General features: G+C 72.4%; 17 protein-coding genes. 8 read left to right on the top strand and 9 right to left on the bottom strand.

Annotation, left to right across the window (positions count from 1 at the left end):
- Positions 1 to 27 precede the first annotated feature (27 nt).
- Positions 28 to 1,392 (bottom strand): aspartate aminotransferase family protein, encoded by a 1,365-nt coding sequence (locus ACFWUY_RS21390; protein WP_384110877.1) that lies wholly within the window; start codon positions 1,390 to 1,392, stop codon positions 28 to 30.
- Between the two features lie 133 nt (positions 1,393 to 1,525).
- Here ACFWUY_RS21390 and ACFWUY_RS21385 point away from each other — a divergent pair, with 133 nt between their 5' ends.
- Together ACFWUY_RS21385 and ACFWUY_RS21380 are read left to right on the top strand one after the other, a co-directional pair.
- The gene (locus ACFWUY_RS21385; protein ID WP_384110874.1) at positions 1,526 to 2,131 is read left to right on the top strand and encodes a DJ-1/PfpI family protein; all 606 of its coding nucleotides are present in this window, start codon (positions 1,526 to 1,528) and stop codon (positions 2,129 to 2,131) included.
- Positions 2,128 to 2,634 (top strand): MarR family winged helix-turn-helix transcriptional regulator, encoded by a 507-nt coding sequence (locus tag ACFWUY_RS21380; protein ID WP_384110871.1) that lies wholly within the window; start codon positions 2,128 to 2,130, stop codon positions 2,632 to 2,634. Before ACFWUY_RS21385 ends, ACFWUY_RS21380 begins: the two co-directional genes overlap by 4 nt.
- Here ACFWUY_RS21380 and ACFWUY_RS21375 read toward each other — a convergent pair.
- The 4 genes from ACFWUY_RS21375 to ACFWUY_RS21360 form a co-directional block, all read right to left on the bottom strand.
- On the bottom strand, positions 2,564 to 3,079 hold the full coding sequence (locus tag ACFWUY_RS21375) for a VOC family protein (RefSeq protein WP_384110868.1): 516 nt from the start codon (positions 3,077 to 3,079) through the stop codon (positions 2,564 to 2,566). The genes ACFWUY_RS21380 and ACFWUY_RS21375 overlap by 71 nt on opposite strands.
- A 115-nt stretch (positions 3,080 to 3,194) precedes the next feature.
- Positions 3,195 to 4,085 carry a glycoside hydrolase family 19 protein gene (locus ACFWUY_RS21370; protein ID WP_384110865.1) on the bottom strand — a complete coding sequence of 297 codons (891 nt, stop codon included), beginning with the start codon at positions 4,083 to 4,085 and terminating at the stop codon, positions 3,195 to 3,197.
- 170 nt (positions 4,086 to 4,255) lie between these two features.
- Complete coding sequence (locus ACFWUY_RS21365) at positions 4,256 to 5,113, bottom strand: FG-GAP repeat domain-containing protein (protein ID WP_384110862.1); 858 nt, start codon at positions 5,111 to 5,113, stop codon at positions 4,256 to 4,258.
- A gap of 151 nt (positions 5,114 to 5,264) precedes the next feature.
- Complete coding sequence (locus tag ACFWUY_RS21360) at positions 5,265 to 6,206, bottom strand: NADP-dependent oxidoreductase (RefSeq protein WP_384110859.1); 942 nt, start codon at positions 6,204 to 6,206, stop codon at positions 5,265 to 5,267.
- Positions 6,207 to 6,373: 167 nt separating this feature from the next.
- On the opposite strand from ACFWUY_RS21360, the gene ACFWUY_RS21355 reads away from it, so the two are divergent.
- A complete protein-coding gene (locus ACFWUY_RS21355; protein WP_384110856.1) occupies positions 6,374 to 7,912 on the top strand; it encodes a PstS family phosphate ABC transporter substrate-binding protein in 1,539 nt (512 codons plus the stop codon).
- A 46-nt stretch (positions 7,913 to 7,958) separates the two neighbouring features.
- The gene (locus tag ACFWUY_RS21350; protein WP_384110853.1) at positions 7,959 to 9,845 is read left to right on the top strand and encodes a serine/threonine-protein kinase; all 1,887 of its coding nucleotides are present in this window, start codon (positions 7,959 to 7,961) and stop codon (positions 9,843 to 9,845) included.
- On the opposite strand, the gene ACFWUY_RS21345 is transcribed toward ACFWUY_RS21350, so the two are convergent.
- Positions 9,833 to 10,738 carry a LysR family transcriptional regulator gene (locus tag ACFWUY_RS21345; protein ID WP_384110848.1) on the bottom strand — a complete coding sequence of 302 codons (906 nt, stop codon included), beginning with the start codon at positions 10,736 to 10,738 and terminating at the stop codon, positions 9,833 to 9,835. The two genes, ACFWUY_RS21350 and ACFWUY_RS21345, sit on opposite strands and share 13 nt — an antisense overlap.
- Before the next feature lie 93 nt (positions 10,739 to 10,831).
- Here ACFWUY_RS21345 and ACFWUY_RS21340 point away from each other — a divergent pair, with 93 nt between their 5' ends.
- A complete protein-coding gene (locus tag ACFWUY_RS21340; RefSeq protein WP_384110846.1) occupies positions 10,832 to 11,662 on the top strand; it encodes an oxidoreductase in 831 nt (276 codons plus the stop codon).
- A 73-nt stretch (positions 11,663 to 11,735) separates the two neighbouring features.
- On the opposite strand, the gene ACFWUY_RS21335 is transcribed toward ACFWUY_RS21340, so the two are convergent.
- On the bottom strand, positions 11,736 to 13,019 hold the full coding sequence (locus tag ACFWUY_RS21335; RefSeq protein ID WP_384110843.1) for an adenylosuccinate synthase: 1,284 nt from the start codon (positions 13,017 to 13,019) through the stop codon (positions 11,736 to 11,738).
- Between the two features lie 142 nt (positions 13,020 to 13,161).
- On the opposite strand from ACFWUY_RS21335, the gene ACFWUY_RS21330 reads away from it, so the two are divergent.
- Positions 13,162 to 13,962, top strand: coding sequence for a diacylglycerol kinase (locus ACFWUY_RS21330; RefSeq protein ID WP_384110842.1), 801 nt, complete (start codon positions 13,162 to 13,164; stop codon positions 13,960 to 13,962).
- Positions 13,963 to 14,067: 105 nt separating this feature from the next.
- On the opposite strand, the gene ACFWUY_RS21325 is transcribed toward ACFWUY_RS21330, so the two are convergent.
- On the bottom strand, positions 14,068 to 14,613 hold the full coding sequence (locus ACFWUY_RS21325; RefSeq protein WP_384110839.1) for a GbsR/MarR family transcriptional regulator: 546 nt from the start codon (positions 14,611 to 14,613) through the stop codon (positions 14,068 to 14,070).
- 62 nt (positions 14,614 to 14,675) lie between these two features.
- Here ACFWUY_RS21325 and ACFWUY_RS21320 point away from each other — a divergent pair, with 62 nt between their 5' ends.
- Together ACFWUY_RS21320 and ACFWUY_RS21315 are read left to right on the top strand one after the other, a co-directional pair.
- Entirely contained in the window at positions 14,676 to 15,590 is a 915-nt protein-coding gene (locus tag ACFWUY_RS21320; RefSeq protein WP_384110837.1) for an ATP-binding cassette domain-containing protein, read from the top strand.
- Positions 15,587 to 17,170, top strand: coding sequence for an ABC transporter permease (locus ACFWUY_RS21315; protein WP_384110834.1), 1,584 nt, complete (start codon positions 15,587 to 15,589; stop codon positions 17,168 to 17,170). The genes ACFWUY_RS21320 and ACFWUY_RS21315 overlap by 4 nt, the downstream gene beginning before the upstream one ends.
- Before the next feature lie 12 nt (positions 17,171 to 17,182).
- Here ACFWUY_RS21315 and ACFWUY_RS21310 read toward each other — a convergent pair whose 3' ends face one another.
- Positions 17,183 to 18,370: a cytochrome P450 gene (locus ACFWUY_RS21310; protein WP_384110831.1), complete on the bottom strand. Its 1,188-nt coding sequence runs from the start codon at positions 18,368 to 18,370 to the stop codon at positions 17,183 to 17,185.
- Positions 18,371 to 18,387 lie beyond the last annotated feature (17 nt).

Here is an 18,387-nt window from a genome sequence, read left to right as displayed (position 1 = left end):
ACGGAGGAAACCTCTCCGGTACTGCGGTTACGCGATGTGCTCGTCGGCCACCGCGAGGGCCGCGTCGAGGGCCGCGAGACCCTCCTTGACCTCGGCCTCCGAGACGTTGCAGGCGGGAACGGCGTGGGTGCGGTTCATCGCGACGAGGGGCCAGAGGCCGTTCTTCTTCGCCGCCGCGCCGAAGGCGGCCATCGGCGCGTTGGCCTCGCCGGCCGCGTTGTACGGGACGAGCGGCTCGCGGGTCTCGCGGTTCTTGACCAGGTCGAGCGCCCAGAAGACGCCCAGGCCGCGGACGTCGCCGACCGACGGGTGGCGCTCGGCGAGCTCGCGCAGGCCGGGGCCGAGGACGGTCTCGCCGATGTGGGCGGCGTTCTCGACGATCTTCTCGTCCTCCATCACCTGGAGGGTGGCGACGGCGGCGGCGCAGGCGAGCGGGTGACCGGAGTAGGTCAGGCCGCCCGGGAAGGGCCGCTTGTCGAAGGTGGCGGCGATCTCGGCGCTGATGGCGACGCCGCCGAGGGGCACGTAACCCGAGTTGACTCCCTTGGCGAAGGTCAGCAGGTCGGGCACGACGTCGAAGTGCTCGGCGGCGAACCACTTGCCGGTGCGGCCGAAGCCCGCCATGACCTCGTCGAGGATGAAGACGATGCCGTACCTGTCGCAGATCTCGCGGACGCCGGCGAGGTAGCCGGGCGGCGGGGTCATGATGCCGGCGGTGCCGGGCACGGTCTCCAGGATGATCGCGGCGATCGTCGACGGACCCTCGAAGGTGATCGTGTCCTCCAGGTGCTGGAGGGCCCGGGCGCTCTCCTCCGCCTCCGTGGTGGCGTAGAAGGGCGAACGGTAGAGGAAGGGCGACCAGAAGTGCACGACACCGGCGGAGGCGGTGTCGGAGGGCCAGCGGCGCGGGTCGCCGGTGAGGTTGATCGCGGTGTTGGTGGCGCCGTGGTACGAGCGGTAGGCGGAGAACACCTTCGTGCGGCCGGTGTGCAGCCGGGCCATGCGGACGGCGTTCTCGACGGCCTCGGCGCCGCCGTTGGTGAAGAAGATCTTGTCCAGGTCGCCCGGGGTGCGCTCGGCGATGAGTCGTGCGGCCTCGGAGCGGACGTCGATGGCGAAGGAGGGCGCGAAGGTGGCGAGTTTCCCGGCCTGCTCCTGGATGGCCGCCACCACGCGCGGGTGCTGGTAGCCGATGTTGGTGTAGACGAGGCCGCTGGCGAAGTCGAGGTAGCGGTTTCCGTCGTAGTCCCAGAAGTACGAACCCTCGGCGCCGGCCACGGCGAGCGGGTCGATCAGGCCCTGGGCGGACCAGGAGTGGAAGACGTGCGCGCGGTCGGCTGCCTTGACGGCGGCGCCGGCCTGGGGATCGGGTTCGATGACATGAGGGGTCATGCGCCAGAGGGTAAGGAACCGCAGGTGGGGAGGACCATGGCCATCTTGTCCACCGAGACCGGGGCGGACGCGACACGTTGTTCCTCCCTCCACCCCCATTGACAGTCTACTGTCGAACTGACAGTCTGCTGTCATGGGAACCGAGACTGAGACCAAGACCGTCCACCTCGCCGTCTACGACACCCTCGCCGACTGGGAGACCGGCCACGCCACGGCCTGGCTCGCCCGCGCCGGATACACGATCAGGACCGTCGGCCCGGTCGCCGGAGAGCCCGTCACCACCCTCGCCGGCATCCGGATCGTCCCCGACCTCGCGCTCGCCGACCTCCGCCCCGAGGACAGCGCCCTGCTGATCCTCCCGGGCGCCGAGAAGTACGACGAGGGCGACGAGCTCGCCCCCTTCACCGCGAAGGCCCGCGCCTTCCTCGGCGCCGGGGTCCCGGTCGCCGCGATCTGCGGCGCCACGGCCGGCCTCGCCAAGGAGGGCCTGCTCGACGACCGCCCGCACACCAGCGCGGTCTCCTTCTACCTGGCCGCCACCGGCTACAAGGGCGGCGACCACTACGTCGACGCGGACGCGGTGCGGGACGGCGACCTCATCACGGCGGGCCCGACCGAACCGGTCGCCTTCGCCCGCGAGATCTTCGCCCGGCTCGGCGCGTACGAGGGCAAGCGGGACGCCTGGTACCGCCTCTTCCACGACTCGGACCCGGCGGCCTTCGAGGAGCTGAACGCGTGAGCCGCGAGTCGCAGGACGCCCTCTCCCGCACGGCTCTCGGCGTCTTCCGCCTCAACGGCCAGTTCCTCGCCGTCTCGGAGAAGCTGGCCGAGCCGGCGGGCCTGACCGCCGCCTGGTGGCAGGTCCTCGGAGCCGTACTCCCGGAGCCCCTCCCGGTCGCCGGGATCGCCCGGGTCATGGGCATCACCCGGCAGAGCGTCCAGCGGATCGCCGACCTGCTCGTACGGGAGGGCCTGGCGGCGTACGAGCCGAACCCGGCCCACCGCCGCGCCAAGCTCCTCACCCCGACGGAGGCGGGCCGGACGGCGATCAGCCGCATCGACCCCGGCCACGCGGAGCTGGCCGCCCTGCTCCTGCGGGAGCTGGGCGGCCAGGAGGCCTTCGACGAGACGGTACGGGTGCTCGACCGGCTGTCGGCGGCCATGGAAAGGGTCAGCGAGCGCGTGCAGGGCCCGCAGGACCCTCCCGGAGCGCTCCCGACACGTACTCCATCGCGCGGGTGAACTCCGGGTCGGTCAGCCGCCGCGCCATCTCCTCCTCGGAGACGTCCTCGATGTGGGTCTGGATCCACCAGAGGTTGCCGAAGGGGTCGCGGACCCGGCCGACCTCGTCACCGAAGAACAGGTGCGTCACCTCGGTCACGGAGGTGCCGCCCGCCTCGACCGCCCGCCGGTGCACGGCCGCCGCGTCCTCCCCGTAGAGCCGCACGAAGGCGGGCGTCGGCCCCCAGCCCGGCGGGCTGTCGAAGGCCATGATCCGCCCGGTACCGATCCGCAGCTCCGCGTGCCCGATCGTGCCGTCCTCCAGGACGAACCGCCCCAGCTCCTCGGCGCCGAACGCCCGCTCCAGATAGTCGATGAGTCCGGCGGTGTCGCTGCCGATGACCCAGGGCGTGATGGTCGCGCAGCCGTCGGGGACGGCCTTGACCGCCTTGTTGTCGTCGCTCATGGAACGAGGCTAGGGAGCAAGTAGGCCAGTCCTCGTCCCAGTTGGCCCCGCGCGGCCATGCCGCCCTGGCCGTCGGCCCGGGCGGCGGAGGAACACGGGAGAAGGCCGGGGCGGCTCAGCAGTACAGGTTCGCCCCGGTGGGGACGCCCAGGATCTGGGTGAACTGCTGGTACTTGGTGACCCGGCTCTGGACCTGGGCCGGGTTCCTCCCGTCGCACTCCAGCGAGCCGTTGATGGAGCGGATGGTCTGGCCGAAGCCGGCACCGTTGACCATGGCGTTGTGGGCGGTCATGGTGCCGGGGCCGTTCTGGGTGTTCCAGTACCAGAGGCCCGTCATCATGGCGACGGCCGGTTCACGCTCCACCCGCCAGGGGTTGTTGAGGAGGTCGATGCCGAGGGCGTCACCGGCCGCCTTGTAGTTGAAGTTCCAGGACAGCTGGATCGGGCCGCGTCCGTAGTAGGCGGCCTGGCCGGCGGGGCAGCCGTAGGACTGCGAAGTGTCGCAGTAATGGGGGTAGTTGGCGGTGTTCTGCTCGACGATGTGGACGAGGCCGCCGGTTTCGTGGGAGACGTTCGCGAGAAAGGCCGCGGCCTCCTGGCGCTTGACCGTCTCGCCGCCGGTGGTGGCGAAGGCGGGATAGGACTTGAGGGCGGCGGTGAGGCCCGCGTACGTGTAGAACGGGTTCCTGTTCGGGAACATCTGGTTGAACTGGGCCTCGGAGACGACGAATCCGGAGGGGTCCGGGGTGCCTCCGCCGCCGCCCGTGCCGCAGGTGCCCTCGTCGCGCCAGACGTCCGTGGTGCCGGGGCGCTCGTTCTGCGTCCACCACTTGGCGTACCAGTTGTGGCCGTTGTACGAGGCGGTCATGCCGCCGGTGTAGACGCTGCCGGAGTTCCAGGCGCCCACGCAGGCGGGGGCGGCTCCGGCGGATGCGGCGGGGAGGAGTACGGCGAGTCCGACGGCCGTACAGAGAGCGGCCATCAGGGTGAGCAGCTTGCGCAGCATGCGTGCTTCCTTCCGGGTGGGGACCGGTGGGGGAGAGCACAGCGAAGCGTGATTGGTCTGAACCTGTCAAGGTCTAGACCAGAACTCGCACGTCGGCCCCGGGCTCGGAGGTCCGAACTCGGGGCCGCTGTCAGACACATGAGGCAGGTGAGACAGGTGAGAGGGTGCTGCTAGAACAGGTTGAAGTTCTGGAGACCGCTGTTGATCTGGACCGGTGCCTTGAACAGGCCCGAGGCGCTGCCCGTGCCCGAGTACCGGAACAGCTTGCCGTCCGGCTTGCGGCCGAGCAGGTCCGCCTTGCCGTCGAGGTCGACGTCACCGGTCGACAGGACCCGGTCGTACGTGTTCCAGCCGCCACCGATCTTCGCACGGCCGCCGAAGGGGGCCTTGTAGTCCCCCGTGCCCTTGTAGAGCCACAGGACACCGGTCTTGTCACGGGCGACGACGTCGGCCTTGCCGTCGCCGGTCAGGTCGCCCTGGCCCGCGATCTGGCTGTACGCGTTCCAGCCGCCGCCGACCCGCGTGCGCGTGGTGAGGCGGCCGTCCGGGTAGGAGAGGTAGCTCCACAGCACACCGGCCTTGTCGACACCGAGCAGGTCGGCCTGGCCGGCTCCGCCGATGCTGCCGGGCGAGAGGACCGTGGTGTAGATGTTCCAGCCCCTACCGACGGTGTCCGTGTCGATGGAGCCCGCTCCGGGTCCCCAGAAGTCCAGCCGGCCGTCCTTGTAGACGGTCCATTCGCTCTCGCCGTACCCGTCGTTGTCGTTGTCGGCGACGATGATGTCGGCGACGTCGGAGAAGTCGTCCGCCACGGGCCCTTCGGCGGTGAAGCCGCCGTTGCCCCCGGGGTACCACATGTGGAGTTCGCGGGTCTGCTTGTGGACGCCGTACAGCTCGAAGCTGGGCGTCACCGGCGCCTCCGCCGCACCGGCGGCGGAGGCCGTGCCGGCCACGGTCGCCGTCGCGACCGCGACGGCGGTGGCGACGAGCGCCGTCCTGAGCGCACGCCGACGTCGGTTGATGTTCATCAAGTTCCCCCTGGGACATTCCTCATCGGCGGTACGGTTCGCGACCGCCGGTGTGCCACAGCCTGCCACAGGGGTGATGGAACAAGATCATCGGTACGCGCCGGGCGCCCGTCGTCCGGACGCGGGCGCTCGGACCGTCCGTACGCGCCCCTCAGATCAGCAGCACGATCCGGCCGGGCCGGTGCCCCGCCTCCGCCCTGCGGTGCGCCTCCGCGGCCGTCTCGAGCGTCATGACGTCGGCCACCCGGGTGATCAGCTCCCGGTTCGCCACCTTCTCCAGGGTCTCCTTCAGGCGGGCCCCGTCCGGCTTGGCCCGGACGGTCTCGACGCGGATGTTCCGCTCGGGGGTCGGGACCCGGTCGGGGGCGAGCGCGAGGAAGACGCCGCCGTCCTTCAGGACCGGGAGGAGGCCCTCGCCGCCGAGCGACCCGTCGAAGACCGCGTCCACCCGGTACGGGTCGCCCTCGATGACCCGCGCCACCACCTCCTCCGCCGGACCCCGTGTGACCACGTGGTCCGCGCCGAGGATCCTCAGTTCGCTCTCGTCCCCCTCGTGGGCGACGGCCACCACCCGCAGTCCGGCGGCATGGGCGTACTGCACCGCGAACCGGCCCACCACGGCACTCGCCCCCGTCACGAGGAGCGTCGCGCCCTCCTGGAGGCGGAGCCGGTCCAGGCCCTGCTGGGCGGTCGCCGAGGCCAGCGGCACGGACGCGGCCACGGTGAAGTCCACGTCGTCCGGGATCGGGGCCAGCCACTCCGGGGCGGCGCGTACGACCTCCGCGTACGTGCCCTCGCCCGTCAGCTCCTCGTACCAGGGGATGAAACCGGCCACGCGGGTGCCTTCCGCCATCCCGGGCACGGGGTCGAGCAGCTTGCCCGCGAAGTCCGTGCCGAGGACGAAGGGTGGTTCGAGGTCGCCGACCGCGTTCGCGTACAGACCGGCGCGGATCCGCAGGTCCGCCTGGTTCACGCCGGCCGCCTTCAGCCGGACCCGGACACGCCCGGGGACGTCCCCCGCCTCCGGCTCCGGCCGACGGGCCATCCTGAGGACCTCGGGTCCGCCGTAGGCGGTCACTTCGACGACACGCATGGGTGCTCCTCGGACGAACGTCAGACGGAAGGCCCCCTCGTCGCCATTACACCCACGCCCCCCACCCCCGGCAACCTCTGCCCGTCCACCTGAACGAACGGAGAAGTCCAGGTGGCCGCCCGCTACACCGCCCCCGCGTTCGCACAGGCGTCCGTACCGTCCCGGCCATGGAATGGATAACCGCGGAGAACGTCATCGCCCTGGGGACGGCGCTCCTCGGTGTCCTGGTCTCGGTCGCGGTCGTCTGGATCGACCGGATCTCGCCGCAGCGCAAGCGGCTCGGCTACCGCGTGCAGCTCAACACCCCGCTCCACCGGGACGAGAACCAGGACAGCGAGGTCATGACCGTGCGGGAGGGCCAGGTGGTCGGGATGGCCCCGACCGCCAGCGAATCCACGCTCGTCCTCCTCCGCATCGAGAACGACCGGGACCTCGACATCAGCTCCGAGGACTACGGTCCTTCCGCCCACCCCCACGGGCTGAAGATCACCTTCGGCCTGCGGGACGTCGAGGGGGTCGTCGCCACCGTCCCGGCCGGCTGGGCCTCGATCCGGGACACCCTGGTGCGCGCCCCCGCGCTGGGCCGGAACGGCAACGCGGTCCTCGTCCCCAAGGTGGCCCTGGAGCGCGGACAGTACTTCAAACTGCTCGTCCAGCTCTCCGGCCGTGTCGCCGACAAGGACATCGACATCGAGGGGACCCTCCAGGGCGGCTCGATCCGGCGCAACAGGAGCACCACCCCCGACGAGAAGGCGGCCCGGTTCAGCCCGACGGCCCGCAACGTCACCGTGATCCTCACCGCCTGCGTGATGGTCCTGGCCTCGATCATCGTCCGGGAGCGGACCCCGCCGCCGATCGGCTGCGCCCGTGGCTCCCTCACCGTCACCGGCTCGACGGCCTTCGCGCCCGCCCTGCGCGAGGTCGCCGAGGCGTACGAGAAGGACTGCGAGGGCTCGACGGTGACCGTGGACGCGCACGGCTCGACCGCCGGGATACGGAAGCTCGCCGACGCCGGGGCGAAGACCGCGAAGGGCTCCCCCGCCGTCATCGCGCTCTCCGACGGGCAGAAGCCCGGCGGCTACCCGCGGCTGCGGGAGAGCATGGTCGCCGTCTCCCTCTTCACCCTCGTCCTCAACGACGGGATTCCCGTCGACGACCTCACCCTGGACCGGATCCGCCGCCTCTACCGGGGCGAGATCACCAACTGGAACGAGCTCGTCCCCGGCCTGGACCAGCCCGTCCTGCTGATCAGCCGGGACGCCAACTCCGGTACGCGGGAGGTCTTCCAGCGCCGGGTCCTCGGCCGCAACGAACCGGCCAACTCCTCCCGGGACTGCGAGCACCGCGACGACCCCGAGGCGAAGGTCATCCGCTGCGAACTCGACTCCACCGAACAGGTCCTGTCCACCGTCGCCCGGCTCCCCGGGGCCATCGGCTACACCGAACTCCGGTCGGCCGGCGGCATGAAGGGCCTGCACCGGGTGGCCGTCGACGGGCGCGGGGCCGTCCTCGACGAGATCGGCGAGTCCGGCTACCCGTACCGGGAGATCGAGTACGCCTACACCTGGGGCGAACCCCCGGCCGACTCGCTGACCTCCAGCTTCCTCACCTATCTGAGCCGGGGCCGCGGCCAGGACGTCGTCCGCGCCCACGGCCATCTGCCCTGCGCCACCCCGAAGGGACTGCGGATCTGTGGGGAGGGCTGACGGTCCCCGGGGACGGCTGACGCCCGGTCTGGCATGCTCTGACGACGTGGAGCCATTGAACCCGGAAGACCCGGCCGGAATCGGCCCGTTCCGTCTGCTCGGCCGCCTCGGGGTCGGCGGGATGGGCCGGGTGTTCCTGGCGCGTTCGGCCGGGGGGCGGACGGTCGCGGTGAAGGTGGTGCACGCCGAGCTGGCCGCCCAGGACGAGTTCCGGCGCCGGTTCGCCCGGGAGGTCGCCGCCCTGGAGCGGGTCGGCGGGACGGGCACGGCGCCCGTGCTCGGCTCGGACACCGCCGCCGAGTCGCCGTGGGTGGCCATCGGCTACGTGCCGGGGCCGTCGCTGCGGGCCGTGGTCGGCGACGAGTTCGGGCCGCTGCCGCCCGTGACCGTGAAGGCGCTGGCCGGCGGGCTCGCCCGCGCCCTCGTCCACATCCACGACGCCGGACTCGTCCACCGCGACCTCAAGCCGTCCAACGTGCTGCTCACCGTCGACGGCCCCCGGATCATCGACTTCGGCATCGCCCGCGCCGTCGACACGGTCGCCGAGGGCGGCGGCCTGACCACCACCGGGGCGGTCGTCGGCTCCCCCGGCTTCATGTCCCCCGAGCAGGTGCGCGGGGAGCGGCTCACCCCCGCCTCCGACGTCTTCTGCCTCGGCTCGGTCCTGGCCTACGCGGCCACCGGCCGCTCCCCCTTCGGCACGGCGGACAGCGGCGTCCACGCCACCATGTTCCGCATCGCCCACGACGAGCCCGACCTGACGGATCTCGCGCCCGAGCTCGCCGGTCTCATCCGGGCCTGCCTCGCCAAGGAGGTGGCGAGCCGCCCGACGGCCGCCGAGATCGCGGAGACCCTCCCGGTCCCCGACCCCTGGCTGCCGGCGGACGTACTGTCCCGGCTCGGGCGTCACGCGGCCCGGCTCCTGGAGGCGGAGACGGGGGACGGCTCCGCCACGGGGGCCGGGGACCCGACGCCGCCCACGCCCCTGCCGTCCGCCCGGTCCTCGGCACCGACCCGGCCCTCGGTGCCGGCCCCGGCGCCCCGCCGTCGCCGTACCCCCCTGATCGCCGGCCTCGCGGCCTTCGTGGTGGCGGCCGCGGCGGGGGTCACGTACACCTTCTGGCCCGACCCGGACACCGGCGGGGACGAGCAGAGGAACAAGGCCCGTGGCGACACGGGCAGCGTCTCCGCCCGCCCTGCCGGGATCGTCCCGGCCGCGTTCCTCGGCGCCTGGGAGGGCGTCCTCCAGGGCTCCCCCGACCATCCCAGGGAGACCGCCCGGATCGAGATCGGCCAGGGCGCGGCCGGCGCGAAGAACGCCGTCTACGTCCAGGTCGCCGAGAACCGCCTGTGCATGGGCCGCTCCCGGCTCGTCTCGGCCGACGAGGACAAGGTCGTCTACGGCGAGTCCGACGTGACGACCAGCGTGCCCGCCGAGCGCTGTGTCCCCGCCGCCCACCAGACCCTCACCCTCCGCTCCCCCGACGTCCTGGAGTGGACCTCCGGTGCCGCGAAGGCCACCTTCCGCAAGGCCCCCACCGGCACCGAGGTCATCCCCGCCGAGTTCCTCGGCACCTGGTCGCGCATCCCCGCGCCGGAGGTCTACGGCGAGAGCGACGACCGCTACACCTCACGGGTGACGATCACCCAGGGCCCCGTCGGCGCCCCCGTGATCAGCACCCTCGACGGCTATCCGCGCACCGTGAACGGCGTGACCACCGACGAGGACTGGTCCTGCGGCACCACGGCCGTCCTCGCGGCCGCGGGCAGCCTGCTGGTCGTCGGCCCCGCCACCCGGGACACCAACGCCTGGGACCGCGAATGCCAGGAGGGCCTCTCCCGCTACCTGGTCGTCGACGAGCTCGACGGCAAGGACCGGCTCCTGGTCTACCCGATGCTGGACGGCGAACCGAACGAGTACTACCGCTCCTGACCGCTCGCGTCCGCCGCCGCGCGGGCGTAGGCGCGGACCAGCGGACGGGTGTCGTCCGCGCGCCAGGCCAGGGCGAGGTGGCTGGGGGTGAGGCCGCCGACCGGCCGGGTGACGACGCCGCCGCGCGTGAGCAGCGGCGCGTTGCCGGTCGCGACCAGGCAGATGCCGACGCCGCCGACGAGGGCCTCGTACGCCTCGTCGGTGCTGCTGATCACGGCGCCGACGACGGGCGGACGCCCACCTCTGGCGTCCAGGGCCAGCCAGTGGTCGCGCAGTTCGGGTCCCCGGTCGGGGAGGGCGAGGAACGGCTCGTCGAGGAGGTCCGCGAAGTCCAGGCTCTCGCGGGCCGCCAGCGGGTGGGTCTCCGGAAGGGCGACGAGCCGGGGTTCGGCGGCCACCACCACCCAGCGGAACCGGTCCGCGCCGGCCAGCGGCAGCCAGACGAACGCCACGTCGCTGGTGCCGTCGGCGAGCCCCGCCGTCGGGTCGCCCCAGCCCACGTGGCGCAGTGCGAGCCGGGCCTCCGGGTGGGTCTCGGTGAGGCGGGAGCGGATCGCGGGCAGCAGTCCGCCGCGCCCGGGGCTGGTGCTCATCCCGACGACCAGGGTCCCCTCGGCGGCCTCCCGGGCCCGCCGTACCGCCTCGTGGCCCTCCTCCCAGGCGGCGAGCACGGCGCGGGCGTGCGGCAGCAGGGCCGTACCGGCGGAGGTGAGGGCCACGCCCTGCCGGTCGCGGTCGAAGAGGGGCGCGCCCAACTGCCTCTCCAGGGCCCGTATCTGCTTGCTGAGCGCGGGCTGCGAGACGTAGAGCTTCTCGGCGGCCCGGGTGAAGTGGAGTTCCTCGGCCACGGCGACGAAGTACCGCAGGTCCCGTCCGTGCACGTCCATGGTCATGCCCATGGGTTATCACGACGGATCTTGGACGGCCAACACCCCTCGGTCACATGCTGGTTGAGCACCGACCGACACGAACGAGGGAGTACGGACATGAGCAAGGTCTGGCTGATCACCGGCGCCAACAGCGGCTTCGGGCGCGCCTTCACCGAGGCGGCCGTCACGGCAGGTGACGTGGTCGTCGCCGCCGCCCGCCGGATCGGGACCCTGGACGACCTGGTCGCCGCCCACCCCGACCAGGTCGAGGCCGTCGCCCTCGACGTGACCGACACGGCGGCGATCGACGCGGTCGTACGGGACGTCGTGGCGCGGCACGGCCGTATCGACGTCCTGGTGAACAACGCGGGCCGCACCCACGTCGGTTCGGTCGAGGAGACCGACGATGCCGAGCTCCGCTCCCTCTTCGACGTGCACGTCTTCGGTCCCGCGGCGCTGACCCGTGCGGTCCTGCCCCACATGCGGGCCCGCCGCTCGGGGGCGATCGTGCAGCTCAGCAGCGTCGGCGGACAGATGTCGATGGCCGGCTTCGGGGCCTACAGCGCGACCAAGTTCGCCCTGGAGGGCATGTCGGAGGCGCTGGCGGCGGAGGTCAAGCCGCTGGGCATCGACGTCCTGATCGTCGAACCCGGCGCCTTCCGCACGAGCCTCTTCGGGAACCACAGCCTGAGCGCGGACGGCATCGCCGACTACGCGGAGACGGTCGGCGCGACCCGCGCGTTCGTCGAGACGGGCGGCGGCACGCAGGTCGGGGACCCGGCGAAGGCCGCGGCGGCGGTGCTCGCGGCCCTCGACGCGGAGGAGACGCCGCTGCGCCTCGCCCTGGGCGACGACTCGATCGACACGATCCTGACGCACCTGGAGCTGGTCCGCGGCGACCTGGCGGCCTGGGAGAAGGTCGGCCGGGACACGAAGCTGGACCAGTAGGAACGCCGGCGGGGAGACACCGAGGGCCCGCACCCCGGTGAACCGGCGTGCGGGCCCTTCGTCGCGCGTGTCCCTACAGGAACGAGTTGATCTCGATCGTCTCGGTGCGGCCCGGGCCGACGCCGATCGCGGAGATCGGTGCGCCCGACATCTCCTCCAGGGCCTTCACGTACGCCTGCGCGTTCTTCGGCAGGTCCGCGAAGGTCTTGGCCTTGCTGATGTCCTCGGACCAGCCCGGCAGCATCTCGTAGATCGGCTTCGCGTGGTGGAAGTCGGTCTGCGAGTAGGGCAGCTCCTCGACGCGCTTGCCGTCGATCTCGTACGCGACGCAGACCGGGATCTGCTCCCAGCCCGTGAGCACGTCGAGCTTGGTGAGGAAGAAGTCGGTCAGGCCGTTGACCCGGGTCGCGTACCGCGCGATGACCGCGTCGAACCAGCCGCAGCGACGGTCACGGCCGGTGGTGACGCCGCGCTCGCCGCCGATGCGGCGCAGCGCCTCGCCGTCCGCGTCGAACAGCTCCGTCGGGAACGGACCGGCGCCGACACGGGTCGTGTACGCCTTGAGGATGCCGATGACCCGGCTGATCTTCGTCGGGCCCACGCCGGCGCCGGTGCAGGCGCCGCCCGCGGTCGGGTTCGACGAGGTGACGAAGGGGTACGTGCCGTGGTCGACGTCCAGGAGCGTGCCCTGGCCGCCCTCGAAGAGGACGACCTTGTCCTCGTCGAGCGCGTTGTTCAGGATCAGCGTGGTGTCCGCGACGAACGGCTTGATCTGCTCCGCGTACTGGAGCATCTCCTCGACGATCTGGGCGGCGTCGATGGCGCGGCGGTTGTAGAGCTTGGCGAGCAGCTGGTTCTTGCCCTCGAGCGCCGCCTCGACCTTCTGGTTCAGGATCGACTCGTCGTACAGGTCCTGGACCCGGATGCCGACGCGGTTGATCTTGTCGGCGTAGGTCGGACCGATGCCACGGCCCGTGGTGCCGATCTTGCGCTTGCCGAGGAACCGTTCCGTCACCTTGTCGAGGGTGACGTTGTACGGGGTGATCAGGTGGGCGTTGCCGCTGATCAGGAGCTTGGACGTGTCCACGCCGCGCTCGTTCAGTCCGCTCAGCTCGGAGAGCAGGACCGCCGGGTCGACGACGACACCGTTACCGATCACCGGGGTACACCCCGGCGACAGGATTCCGGAAGGGAGGAGGTGGAGCGCGTACTTCTGGTCGCCTACGACGACCGTGTGGCCGGCATTGTTGCCGCCCTGGTAGCGCACCACGTAGTCCACTGAGCCACCGAGGAGGTCGGTGGCCTTTCCCTTGCCCTCGTCACCCCACTGAGCACCGAGCAGCACAAGTGCGGGCACAGGCGTACACCCCTTCCGGGTGGGGCATGTCCAAGGTCAGGGGCCGAGGCCGCCTCACCGGTGTGCCCCGGAATAGACGAAGCCCCTGGCGCAATAGCGCAAGGGGCTCTTGCACAAAGATGCTACCCGAGGAAGGACCGAGGTGTCGGATCACGACCAGCTGCTGGTCATCGTCGACCCGGTCGCCCGCCGAAGTGACGGCGAGTCCGTACGGATCGCGAAGGATGTCCTGTCCGCGGGCGCGGAAGCGAAGATCTGCCTGCCGGACACCCCGGAGGAATTCTCCCGGGCCCTGGCCAGGCGCGGCTCCCGGCGCCCCGTGGTGCTCGGTGACGACCGGGCGCTGCTGCGTACGGTGGCCCTGCTGCACCGGGACCGGGAGCTCGCCGGGGCCGCCCTCGCCCTCGTCCCGATAGGGGCCCCCGACGCCCTGGAAGTCGCCCACGCGCTCGGCGTGCCGCACTCCACCCCGGCGGCGGCGCGCGCGGTCCTCCACGGGGCGGTGCGGCGCCTGGACCTGCTCGTCGACGACAGCGACGGGGTCGTCCTCGGCGACCTGCTGGTCCCCGCCGTCCCCGCCCTGTCCTCGGTCCCGTCCGTCTGGGGCACCTGCCGCTCCCTGGTCCGGACCCTGGTCCGCCCCGCCCCCACGGCCCTCGCGGTCCGCACCCACCGGCTGCGGGTGGAGGCGGACGGGGTGCTGCTCACCGATGTCGACACCCCGGTCGAGGGCGTGACGGTCCGCTCGGTCGCCGGTACGGCCGAGGTGACCGTCCACCCCTCGGCCGCCCCGCCCCGGCACACCACCGCCGGCGTCCTCACGGTCTCGGGCCCGGACTTCCGCTACCGCGCGGACGGCCGGCTCACGGGCCCGGTCCGGCGCCGGACGTGGACGGTCCGGGCGGGGGCGTGGGGGCTGACGCTGCCGCGGACCGCCCCCTGAGGCCGTCGCCGGCGACCGGGGGCGGATGAGCGCGCGGGAACGGGCCGGGACGGATGAGCGCGTGGGAACAACCGGGACGGCCGGGGCTCTGGAGCGGTACCGGCCTCAGGAGTCCGGGCGCGACTTCCTGGAGGCGCTCCAGCGGTCCATGATCCCCGTCATCTCGCGCTGGAGGAACGCGAAGAACTCGGCCGTCTCCGCCGTGCGCGCGCCCGCCGCCGTGTCCGGGCCGAGCGTCTCGGCGCCGTCCCGGAGGATCTTCTCCCAGCGGGTGAGGACCTGGTCGCGGCGGGTGAAGGTCTCGTACCAGAGCTCGCTGTGGAGGACGTACCGCTCGCGTCGGGTGCCGGGGTCGCGTTCGCGGCTGACCATGCTGACCTGGCTGAGATAGCGGATCGCGCCCGAGACGGCCGCCGGGCTGATGCGGAGCTGCTCGGCGAGCTCGGCCGAGGTCATCGAGGCGGTCTCGGAGGCGAGGAGCGCCGCGAAGACGCGGGAAGCCATGCGCTGCATACCGGCTTCCGTCATCTCGGCGGCGAAGCGCTCCACGAAGCGGGAGACGGCCTTGTCGTCCGTCGTGCCGCCCACCTTGCCGCCCGCTCCCTCGCCCGTGTCGCCGTCGCCCCCGCCGGTCTTCGTCATCTCGCTCATCCTCTGACTTTATATGCTTCCTTAACTTCACAAGTTTGTGAAATGAGCGTACGTTCCACAACATGACCAAGGCAATCAGCATCGCCGGACTCCACAAGTCCTTCGGGCGTACGCACGCGCTGGACGGCCTCGACCTCGCCGTCGAGACCGGCGAGGTCCACGGCTTCCTCGGCCCCAACGGCGCCGGGAAGTCCACCACCATCCGGGTCCTCCTCGGCCTCCTGCGCCCCGACTCCGGAGCCGCCCGGATCCTCGGCGGAGACCCCTGGCAGGACGCCGTCGCCCTGCACCGGCGGATCGCGTACGTCCCCGGTGACGTGACCCTCTGGCGCAACCTCTCCGGCGGTGAGGTCATCGACCTGTACGGCAGGCTCCGGGGCGGCCTCGACAGGGCCAGGCGCGCCGAGCTGATCGAGCGCTTCGAACTCGACCCCACCAAGAAGGGCCGCACCTACTCCAAGGGCAACCGGCAGAAGGTCGCCCTCGTCGCCGCCTTCGCCTCCGACGCCGACCTGTTCGTCCTCGACGAGCCGACCAGCGGCCTCGACCCGCTGATGGAGGAGGTCTTCCGGAGCTGCGTCGAGGAGGCCCGGGGGCGGGGGCGGACCGTGCTCCTGTCCTCGCACATCCTCAGCGAGGTCGAGACCCTCTGTGACCGGGTCAGCATCGTCCGCAAGGGCCGGACCGTGGAGTCCGGTTCGCTCGCGGAGCTGCGGCACCTGACCCGTACCGGTGTCACCGCCGAGCTCGCCGCCCCGCCGAACGGCCTCGCCCACCTCCCCGGCGTCCACGACCTGTCCGTGACCGGTCTGCGGGTGGGGCTCCAGGTCGACACCGACAAGCTCGACGCCGTCCTGCGCGCCCTGACCGCGTCGGGCGTACGGAGCCTCACCTGCGCGCCGCCCACCCTGGAGCAGCTGTTCCTCCGCCACTACGCGACGGACGGGCACCACGCGACGGACGAGGTGGCGTCATGAGTGTCATGAGTACGGTCGCCCTCGCCGGCACCGGAACCCTCACCCGGCTCGCCCTCCGCCGCGACCGGCTGATGACGCCGGTCTGGGTCCTCGTCACCGGCGGGCTCGTCGCGAGCGGCGCGGGCTCCCTCGAAGGCCTGTACGGCACGGCCGCCGAACGGGCCGAGGTCGCCGCGTCCATGACCGCCAACAGCTCGATGCGCGCGCTCTACGGACCCGTCTTCGACGACTCCGTCGGCGGGCTCGTCGCCTGGCGCTTCGGCACCTTCGCCGCCGTCCTCGCCGCCGTCGCCAGTCTCGTCGTCGTCGTCCGGCACACCCGCGAGGAGGAGGAGACCGGCCGCCAGGAGATGCTCTCCGCCGGCGCGGTCGGCCGCCGGGCGCCGCTCACCGCCGCCCTTCTCGCCGCCCTCGTCCTCAACACCGCCGTCGCCCTCGTCGTCACCGCCGGCCTCGCCGGGCAGGGCGCGGCCGGGGCCCTCGCGCTCGGCCTGGCCATCGGCGGCACCGGCATGGTCTTCGCGACCGCCGCCGCGATCGTCGCCCAGCTCACCGAGAGCGCCCGGCTCGCCAAGGGCGCCACGGCCGCCGTCCTCGGCCTCGCCTTCGTCCTGCGGGCGGCCGGCGACTCCGGCACCGCCGACGGCGGCTCCCCCCTGACCTGGCTCTCGCCGATCGGCTGGGCCGAGAACGTCCGCGCCTTCGCCGGTGAACGCTGGTGGGTGCTCCTGCTGACCGCCGGGGCCGTCCTGGTCCAGACGGCGGCGGCGTACGCGCTGGCCGGCCGCCGGGACGTCGGCGCGAGTTTCCTCGCGACCCGGCCGGGACCGGCGGAGGGGCGCCTCGGTTCGGCGGGCGCGCTCGCCCTGCGGCTCCAGCGCGGCACGCTGCTCGGCTGGTCACTGGGCTTCCTGCTCGGCGGGCTCGTCTTCGGCGGCATGGTCGAGGGCGCCTCCGACCTCGTCGGCGACAACGAGCGGGCCCGGGAGATCTTCGAGCGGATGGGTGGGCAGAGCGCCCTCACGGACGCCTTCCTCGCCACCATGGTGTCGTTGTTCGGAATGGTCGCGGCCCTGTTCGCGGTCGGTTCGGTGCTGCGCGCGCACGGCGAGGAGACCTCGGGCCGGGCCGAACCGCTCCTCGCCAACGCCCTCGGCCGGCTCCGCTGGGCGGCCGGACACCTGGTGATCGCCTTCGGCGGATCGGTCCTGATCCTGGCCCTGTCCGGACTCGGCCTCGCCCTCTCGTACGGCCACGGCCTCGGCCCGATCCTGGGCGCCTCGCTCGCCCAGCTCCCCGCCGTGTGGACGCTCGCGGGCCTCGCGGTCCTGCTCTGGGGCGCCGCCCCGAAGGCCGCGCCGGCCGCGTGGGGCGTGGCAGGCCTCTGCCTGGCCCTCGGCTGGGTCGGCCCGGCGCTCGGCCTGCCGCAGGCCGTCCTGGACCTCTCCCCCTTCGGGCACCTGCCGAAGCTGCCGGGGCAGGAGACGGCGTGGGCCCCGGTCCTGGTCCTGACGGCCCTGGCGGCGGCCCTCGTCGGAGCGGGTCTCGCAGGGCTGCGGCGCCGGGACCTGGTGACCTGAGCCGCCGGTGACTCACACCTCGACCAGCAGCTCCTCGAAGCCCCGGATCACGTATCCCGGCTTCCGTACCGGCTCGGCCGCGAGCCTCAGCCCCGGCGCCCTCCTCAGCAACTCACCGAACACGGCGGTCAGTTCGAGGCGGGCGAGCGGGGCGCCCAGGCAGTAGTGGATGCCCGCGCCGAAGGTGATGTGGGGGTTGTCGGCGCGGGTCAGGTCGAGGTCGTCGGCCGTCGGGCCGAAGCGGGCCGGGTCGCGGTTGGCCGAGCCGAAGAGGAGGGCGACCTCGGAGCCGCGCGGGATGGTCACGCCGCCGACCTCGATGTCGTCGAGGACCCAGCGCTCGAACATCTGGAGCGGGGTGTCGTAGCGCAGAAGTTCTTCCACAGCTGTGGACAACTTTTCGGGATCCGGCCGGACGTCCTGCTTCAGCAGGGTCCACCAGCCGGTGACCGTGGTGTTCACGGTGGCCTCGTGGCCCGCGTTCAGGAGGAGGACGCAGGTGGAGACCATCTCCTGCTCGGTGAGCTCCTCGACCGCGATCAGGGACGAGATCAGATCGTCCCCCGGTTCCCGGCGCCGCCGCGCGATCAACTCGCGCAGGTAGTCCGAGAACTCGACCGAGGCCTCCACCGCCCGCCGGGCCGTCGCCTCCGAGGGGTTGAGCTCGAACATCCCGCAGATCGCCGCCGACCAGGGCCGCAGCCGTCCCCGCTCCTCGTCCTCCTCCGGCACGCCGAGCATCTCGGCGATCACCGCGACCGGCAGCGGCTCCGCGACCAGGGCCTGGAGGTCGCCGCCGCCCGCCGCCACCAGGTCACCGACGAGCCCGGCGGCGAGCCGCCGTACCGTCGGCGCCAGGTTCTCCACCGTCCTCGGCGTGAACGCCTTCGAGACGAGCCGCCGGATCCGGGTGTGGTCCGCCGCCTCCAGGTCGAGCAGCCCGTGGTCGTTCAGCGTGTGGAACGGCTCGTGCGCGGCGGCCGGCGGCCGCTGCCCGAACTCCTCGTGCGTGAAGCGATGGGTGTACGTACGGCCGAGGCGCCGGTCCCGCAGCAGCGCCGACACGTCCTCGTGGTGCGGGATCAGCCATTGGCGGGTGGGGCCGTGCCAGTGAGCGCGGCCCGCCGCCCGCAGCTCGGCGTACGCGGGGTAGGGATCGGCGACGAAATCGGGCGACCAGGGGTCGTATACGGCGTCCATGGCCGGACGCTACCCCC

The sequence above is a fragment of the Streptomyces sp. NPDC058664 genome (assembly GCF_042716635.1).
GTDB lineage: Bacteria > Actinomycetota > Actinomycetes > Streptomycetales > Streptomycetaceae > Streptomyces.
The sequence above is the reverse complement of the archived record's forward strand: the minus strand, read 5'-3'. Positions and strand labels throughout refer to the sequence as shown.

Excerpts from the sequence above, each read along its gene's own strand:
- ACFWUY_RS21390 (WP_384110877.1), bottom strand. The coding sequence starts at position 1,392 with ATGACCCCTCATGTCATCGAACCCGATCCCCAGGCCGGCGCCGCCGTC.
- ACFWUY_RS21385 (WP_384110874.1), top strand. The coding sequence starts at position 1,526 with ATGGGAACCGAGACTGAGACCAAGACCGTCCACCTCGCCGTCTACGAC.
- ACFWUY_RS21375 (WP_384110868.1), bottom strand. The coding sequence starts at position 3,079 with ATGAGCGACGACAACAAGGCGGTCAAGGCCGTCCCCGACGGCTGCGCG.
- ACFWUY_RS21370 (WP_384110865.1), bottom strand. The coding sequence starts at position 4,085 with ATGCTGCGCAAGCTGCTCACCCTGATGGCCGCTCTCTGTACGGCCGTC.
- ACFWUY_RS21365 (WP_384110862.1), bottom strand. The coding sequence starts at position 5,113 with ATGAACATCAACCGACGTCGGCGTGCGCTCAGGACGGCGCTCGTCGCC.
- ACFWUY_RS21360 (WP_384110859.1), bottom strand. The coding sequence starts at position 6,206 with ATGCGTGTCGTCGAAGTGACCGCCTACGGCGGACCCGAGGTCCTCAGG.
- ACFWUY_RS21355 (WP_384110856.1), top strand. The coding sequence starts at position 6,374 with ATGGAATGGATAACCGCGGAGAACGTCATCGCCCTGGGGACGGCGCTC.
- ACFWUY_RS21345 (WP_384110848.1), bottom strand. The coding sequence starts at position 10,738 with ATGACCATGGACGTGCACGGACGGGACCTGCGGTACTTCGTCGCCGTG.
- ACFWUY_RS21340 (WP_384110846.1), top strand. The coding sequence starts at position 10,832 with ATGAGCAAGGTCTGGCTGATCACCGGCGCCAACAGCGGCTTCGGGCGC.
- ACFWUY_RS21325 (WP_384110839.1), bottom strand. The coding sequence starts at position 14,613 with ATGAGCGAGATGACGAAGACCGGCGGGGGCGACGGCGACACGGGCGAG.
- ACFWUY_RS21320 (WP_384110837.1), top strand. The coding sequence starts at position 14,676 with ATGACCAAGGCAATCAGCATCGCCGGACTCCACAAGTCCTTCGGGCGT.
- ACFWUY_RS21315 (WP_384110834.1), top strand. The coding sequence starts at position 15,587 with ATGAGTGTCATGAGTACGGTCGCCCTCGCCGGCACCGGAACCCTCACC.
- ACFWUY_RS21310 (WP_384110831.1), bottom strand. The coding sequence starts at position 18,370 with ATGGACGCCGTATACGACCCCTGGTCGCCCGATTTCGTCGCCGATCCC.